Below are 6473 nucleotides of genomic sequence, written 5' to 3'. Positions count from 1 at the left end.
AATTTAAAAATTCGGCTTGTGTTTATCCGAAAAGTCATCGCTTATTTTCAGCGCTACTTTTCATATACGAGACGTTAGCAACTATTATGCGCATGAATCAAATTAAATTATTTATACTCTTTTTCACTATATCTGCTTGTGGACAAAATGCAACTGAAATGAAAACACCCGAAAACGCGAAAGAAAAGTTTGCGGAATTTATCACAAAGAAAAAATTCGTAGAAGAAAATTATTATCCTGGAATTGCGGACGAAAAAATGCGACCGGTTTTTACAGAGAAGATTAATCAAGTAGCATCTGACTTTCAAAACGTTGCAGAATCTGATACTCCAACTGATAAAAAATACCAAGAAAAAATTAGAATTGGACTTTCTAGATTTTCCGATGTTTATATGGAATTAGACACAGAAGACCGTGAAAGAGTTTGTACTTATTTTGAGGAATTAATGGACATTATCGGACTTGAGAGTTCGAATGGACAGCTTAATAAATTCATGTACGGATTTGACCCAAATGAAGTTGCAAAAAAGAATTAAAGAACAGTTGCTAACAAGGTGTATGAATTAATTGCAGCGGAATTTCCTCAACGGAAATTCACTCGCATTAATTATCTTTAGCAACGGCGGAAAGTACTCGCGTACTTTCTAGCAACTAATCATACACAAACCGTTGGCAATAATTAGATAAAGTGGGATACAAACGAAAAGGTCAATTAACAACTGATATAGAATGGCACAAACATCTAAGGAAAATTGGAAAAAGATTTTTCTGGAAAGGAGAGCGCATTGCTGAAAAGAAAATGGTTAATGAAAACTTATCAGAACTTAATGATATGACCGAAATCCCGTTACTGACTTTTGACAAATTATTTGACTTGGTAGAAGAAAACCGATTTGAAAATAAAACTGACAAAAAGATTGCGGAAAAGATACTCGAAGCGGAAAATGATTGGGGAGATTGGAAAACTTCAGTAAATAATCTGAATGAGTTTATTCTTGTATTAGAAAAGGAAATCAACGGAATAACAACTCAATCAAACCTTGAGAAACTTTTGAATAGATATAATCAAAACCTTTCAAAGTATGCCTGGGAATCTGAAAGTTTATGTTCTTTACTTGAAATTTTTGAGCTGACAAAAGAAAGCGAATTAGGAACTATTTTCTTCAAGATAGCTAACAAAAATAAGACTGAGTAAAATGGAACTATTATTAATCATACTCGTCCCAATTGTTATTTGGATTGCAAGTATTTATATGCTTTCTGGCTGGGAGAAGTTCAATAAATTTTTCATCATAAACGGAATTTTAATAATTGCATATGTTGGGTTCTTAATTTATGGAAAATCAATTTGGGAACACGACGAGTATGGATTAGGTTTTCTCTTTAGATTGGCTATTTGCCTATTGACTCACGTGTTGATTGTATTTGTTTTCGCAGTCGTTAAAAATAGACAGTTGAAAAAATAACTATTGCCAACAACATATATGTGATCATAGCAGTTAAGTGATCAATCGAATGGTAGTTGTATTTTTGGTAAGGCGCAATGCTTGCAGAAAGCAAAAGTTAGCAACCAATGCGAAGATTTATCCAAAATTAGGGTAGCATTTTGCTCTGCTACGACACATATATAAAACGTTAGCAAACATCCTAAATGATTGATAGAAAAAATAGAAATAAGCTTGCTGAATCTTGCCGACATTATTGGTCTTGTTTAATTGATAATTTTGAGTTTGATGAAATCAACTTCACTATAACAACCAATGATAAAGGAGTAAGTGAAATTAAATATCAACTTTGGTATTTATATGATGATATACGGACTCACAAAAATCAAGGGAAATGGAAAATGGAAGAATCAGATGAGAAAGTCTTAAAAAGAACCATTCTTTTTCTTAAATCTGATTATGAATACAAGTGGTCTGAACCTTCTTTAATTGAAAATATTAAAAAGTACCTAAGCCAATTGCTTCGAATAAAAAATGAAACTATTGACAAAACTCAATCTGAACAAAGAGAATACTGGCCTTTTTTCTCAAAAGAAGAGTACGAAAACGCTTTATCTAATCCTAAATATTTAAATAATAATGTTTGACAACATTCAATAAGATGTTCAAAAAACTATTCAAGAAAAAGAAAACCACTGAGATTAATTTTGATCAGATTGATCTTAATTTATCTGAACAGGGAAAACAATCTATTAAGAAATTTTGCAACCGAACTGATAAAGAAAGAATGGGAGACATAATGACGTTAGGAGATAATAATTTCTTCTATTTAATTTACTATGCTGTTTTATTTGATCCTGACTTGAATGTCCGTTTTGCAGCTTTAAAAAGGATACCTAATTTTAAAGACAACCCAAATTTCAATTTGCTAATTAATAATCTGAATAAACCTGAAATTGGAGAGAATCTAGAACCATACTATTCAATGATGCTGTGCAACTTAGGTAAAATTACTCCTGAAGAATTAAATATTAGAATGTCAAAATAAACGTTTGCTAACAACATATATGTGATCATAGCAGTTAAGTGATGAATCGAATGGTTCTTGTATATTTGGTAAGGCGCAATGCTTGCAGAAAATTAAAGTTAGCAATCAATGCGCAAGAATATCGAAAAGCAGGGTAACATTTTACGCTGCTACGACACATACTTATAACGTTAAATCTGCAATCTTCGCTTCGCTCGCTTGCAGATTTAACGTTGTGGGCAAGAGCTGTGATCGGCTCTTCTCGCATATTTACACCTTCTAGGCTACTGCGAAGAGGTTCTGGATACCGATGTTATCGTTGAAATGTTAGGCTTACTTATGGTGGCTCAGCAAAGACAGCAGATAACACCAGGCAAGAAGCAACGGCCAACAACGCCTTGCCCCTTGCCAACTAACTAGTTAGTTGAGGGCCAAGACGCTGCTGACCGCAGCTCTTGCCCACAACGTTATACAACATATGAAAAAAAACAACCAAATATTAATTATAGTGGTGTTACTACTTTTCAGTTGTAAATCAAAAAACGTAATCATTGGAAATTCTGAGAATGGAAAAATGGAATTTAACTTCCTGGAAGTTGAGCAACCATTTAATTTGGAATTAATCGAATTTCACGAAAATAATTTTTATTGTTTTACAGAAGGTATACCATATGCTATTCTAATTGGGAAAACTAATAATACCTCATTACCAAATATTGTGACGGTCCTTTCAAGATGTGAAGAACGAAATTTTACGGTTGGACAAAATTTAAGAATTGTTCCAGAAGAAGATCCTCGGAAAAATGTTAATCTTAATTTAATTTATTCGATAAAAGACACTATAATTAGTGGGAAAAAGAAAAGTTGGCTTATAGGTGCTGAAAATAAAGCGATTTGGGGGATTGCTGAATAAATTGGATGAATACAAAAGACGTTGTACAACAACATATATGTAATCATAGCAGCTAAGTGATGAATCGTATGGTTGTTGTATTTTTGGTAAGGCGCAATGCTTGCAGAATATAAAAGTTAGCAATCAATGCGCAGAAAAATCAAAAAGTAAGGTAACATTTTGCCCTGCTACGACACATATATTAAACGTTGTACAACATTATGAAACAAATTTTCACCTATAGTTTACTAATTTTTCTATGCTCCTGTAAAACTGACCAAAAAAACTCAAAAGCAGTAGAGTCCCTCCAAAACGAATTAGAGAAAATGGAGGAAAAAGGAAAGGAAATGCAAGAAAAACTAGAACAAAACGATAGTATTATTTCTGAGATACAAATGGTTATTGAAAATTCGACGGATAGTATTGCGGAGAAAAAAGTCAATACCCAACCAAATTGTGAAATAACTACTCTTATAAAAATTGATTCTCTGATTAAGCAAAATATTGAGTTAAATGACCAAAATTTTGCTGTTTTCTTTGCGAATATTAATCCTAAATGTTCAAACAACATTGAGTATAGTGAATTCAACAATGAATTGATTTTTAAAACTCTCAAATCAAACCCCAAGAAATTTGTAGTTTTTTTAAGTAGAGTTTCGAAAAAAAAGGAAATATTGGAATTTGTACTTACTCAACTTCGAAATCCAATCAATGACGGAATAGAACTTAATAAGATCTCTAAAAAATTGGACAAAACTGAAACGGAAGATCTAAATACTCAAAAATTGATTTTAGAATCCTTAAAGAAAGCGATAGAAAAGTATAATTAAACGTTGTACACCATTTGCGAAAAAATGAAATTAGGAGATATTTATAAAACGGAATTTGATGAAAGACCATTTCGAATAATTGGATTTGACAATTATGAAGTGTTTTATGATTGTCTTTGGGCTGATAATAATTGGACATTCTCTGACAATTTTCGAGTCAAAACAATTTTCTATCGAATGTCATCTGATATTTTCAAGAATAAATCGGAATTTATTGAAAATCTACCCTTTACAGAAAAGGAATTACAATATTTTCGACCTGATTTGCCGATGAGATTTGGAAGAACAAAAAACGTTAATTGGAATGCTTTTGACTCAAGCGGAATTGAAAAACTGGAATCTGAATTTGGGAATAGGACATTTAATGCGACAAAAATTATATTAATTCCTTATGGTTCAAAAGGTGGACTAAAAAAAGGAGAAGTCATTGAAAGTAAATCTGAATTGACGGAATTAGAAATCATTCATAAGGCAAAAGAAATCCAAGAATCTGTAAACGGACAAAAAAGCGATGGAATCGGATTTTACCGATTAGGTTATGAAAAAGGACTTCCAAGATATTCTATTGGGGAATATCTTGACCGAGCTGGAATAATGAAAAAATAAAATATGAGTTGGAACATTGTACTTTTTAATTCAAGACAGAAAATAGAATCAGTTGCGGAACTTGACGAAGACCAATTGGAAACGACTGATTTTCGCGGAATTCTAGAAAGCTCACTTGACCGAATAAAAAAAGACGATAATCACAGAGAAATAATCGGAACTGATTTTACAATTGACTTTTTTACCGACAATGAGCATTCAAGTAATTTTATGCTGTCATTATACGGAGAAAACGCAATTTATGCCTTGATTGAATTATCGAAAAAGTATAATTGGCAGATTTACGACTCAGGAATTGATGGAATGGTTGACTTGGAAAATCCAGAAAAGAACGGATTCGACAATCACAGAAAATATGTTGAACAGATATTAAAAAATAAATAAAAACGGTGTACAACAATGGCTATAATTAATACGGGTTTTGGTACTTAATCCAAAGTTTAGTGTATTTTTATAAAGTCCGCCAAATCTTTTGATTTGGCTTTAGAATAAAAAAAGATAAAACAAAATAAAAAGCTTTGGCTAATCGCTTAATCGAAAGTTCAGTACTTTTAATTCCCGTACTAACCATAGCCGAGACGTTAGCATACATTTTGAGAAAAGAAATCATAAATACTTGGAACGGAGAAAAAGTAGAACTAAACATCAGTTCTGACGAATATTGTTTTTGTCCTGTTTGCGGAATAAAATCGGATGACAAAGAATGGAGACCTTATGATGAGAATGGTCATCCTTCCTATGATATTTGCTCCTGCGGATTCGAATATGGATTTGATGATAGTGGAGAACCTCCCTATAATAATAGCTGGGAAAATTATCGAAAAAAATGGCTTAAGGGAAAAATTGAGCAATTCTCAGGTAAACGAATGACCGAATATGAAAAACTGGAACAATTAAAAAATTTGGAATTATAAAACTGACTTAAGGCTAAAACTTAATGTTAAAAAAGGGAAAAAAATACGTTCGGAATTATTATGGAATTGCTCTCATTACAAACCTAATACCGATTGTTATAATGTTGAGTAGAGTTGGAAATATTCACGGAGAAGCTCAAATGGGTTTTATAATTTTTGGTGGATGGGTACTAATTTGTGCTTTGGTTTATGCATTCTATTTTGCTATTCCTGAATTTAATAGAAACTGGGAAAAAATTGTGGGTCTTGTATTTCCATCTATCATATTAAGTTTGATTTTGTTTAAATTTCCAGAATTTAAAATTGCCATCACAATAAATTTAATACTTAACGGAATTTTTATATTACATTGGAAAATACATACAGGCACTTTATTCTATAAAAAAACCTGACCCTTTAATAAAAACTTACCGAGAAAAACGAAAAGCAGTTGGAATAATGCAAAACGAAATATTGGTAACCGGAATTTTGAATTCTGATCCTAATTTTAATAATTACTTTCATAAAAGAATTGTTGTTTTAGAATTTAGTTTTTAATAAAAACGATTTGCTAACACCATATATGTGATAATAGCAGCTAGGTGATGGATCGGATGGTTGTTGTATTTTTAGTAAGGCGCAATGCTTGCAGAAAGTAAAAGTTAGCAACCAAAGCGCAGAAATATCGAAAAGCAAGGTAACATTTTGCCCTGCTACGACACATATATTAAACGTTAGCAAACAGCTCTCTATTGAATAGAGTTTGGTATGTTTTTTGAC

At 31.9% G+C, this 6473-nt stretch carries 11 protein-coding genes; all 11 read left to right on the top strand.

Features of this window, described 5'->3' with window-relative positions:
- A partial coding sequence (locus tag Q0910_RS03570) for a DUF4844 domain-containing protein (RefSeq protein ID WP_366142622.1) occupies nt 1-536 on the top strand: 536 nt, incomplete at its 5' end.
- Between the two features lie 152 nt (nt 537-688).
- On the top strand, nt 689-1195 hold the full coding sequence (locus Q0910_RS03565) for a hypothetical protein (RefSeq protein ID WP_299212658.1): 507 nt from the start codon (nt 689-691) through the stop codon (nt 1193-1195).
- A 1-nt stretch (nt 1196) separates the two neighbouring features.
- Nucleotides 1197-1466, top strand: coding sequence for a hypothetical protein (locus Q0910_RS03560; protein WP_299212656.1), 270 nt, complete (start codon nt 1197-1199; stop codon nt 1464-1466).
- 185 nt (nt 1467-1651) lie between these two features.
- Entirely contained in the window at nt 1652-2092 is a 441-nt protein-coding gene (locus tag Q0910_RS03555; RefSeq protein ID WP_299212654.1) for a hypothetical protein, read from the top strand.
- A 14-nt stretch (nt 2093-2106) separates the two neighbouring features.
- Nucleotides 2107-2493, top strand: coding sequence for a hypothetical protein (locus Q0910_RS03550; protein ID WP_299212652.1), 387 nt, complete (start codon nt 2107-2109; stop codon nt 2491-2493).
- A 457-nt stretch (nt 2494-2950) separates the two neighbouring features.
- Nucleotides 2951-3385 carry a hypothetical protein gene (locus tag Q0910_RS03545; RefSeq protein WP_299212650.1) on the top strand — a complete coding sequence of 145 codons (435 nt, stop codon included), beginning with the start codon at nt 2951-2953 and terminating at the stop codon, nt 3383-3385.
- 200 nt (nt 3386-3585) lie between these two features.
- The gene (locus Q0910_RS03540) at nt 3586-4194 is read left to right on the top strand and encodes a hypothetical protein (protein WP_299212648.1); all 609 of its coding nucleotides are present in this window, start codon (nt 3586-3588) and stop codon (nt 4192-4194) included.
- A gap of 24 nt (nt 4195-4218) precedes the next feature.
- Nucleotides 4219-4800 carry a hypothetical protein gene (locus Q0910_RS03535; RefSeq protein ID WP_299212646.1) on the top strand — a complete coding sequence of 194 codons (582 nt, stop codon included), beginning with the start codon at nt 4219-4221 and terminating at the stop codon, nt 4798-4800.
- Between the two features lie 3 nt (nt 4801-4803).
- Entirely contained in the window at nt 4804-5184 is a 381-nt protein-coding gene (locus Q0910_RS03530; protein ID WP_299212644.1) for a hypothetical protein, read from the top strand.
- A gap of 134 nt (nt 5185-5318) precedes the next feature.
- On the top strand, nt 5319-5714 hold the full coding sequence (locus Q0910_RS03525; protein WP_299212642.1) for a hypothetical protein: 396 nt from the start codon (nt 5319-5321) through the stop codon (nt 5712-5714).
- Nucleotides 5715-5737: 23 nt separating this feature from the next.
- A complete protein-coding gene (locus Q0910_RS03520; protein ID WP_299212640.1) occupies nt 5738-6106 on the top strand; it encodes a hypothetical protein in 369 nt (122 codons plus the stop codon).
- Nucleotides 6107-6473: the final 367 nt, after the last annotated feature.

The organism is uncultured Aquimarina sp., from assembly GCF_947495315.1.
GTDB lineage: Bacteria > Bacteroidota > Bacteroidia > Flavobacteriales > Flavobacteriaceae > Aquimarina.
This window is presented reverse-complemented; position numbering and strand designations above follow the sequence as displayed.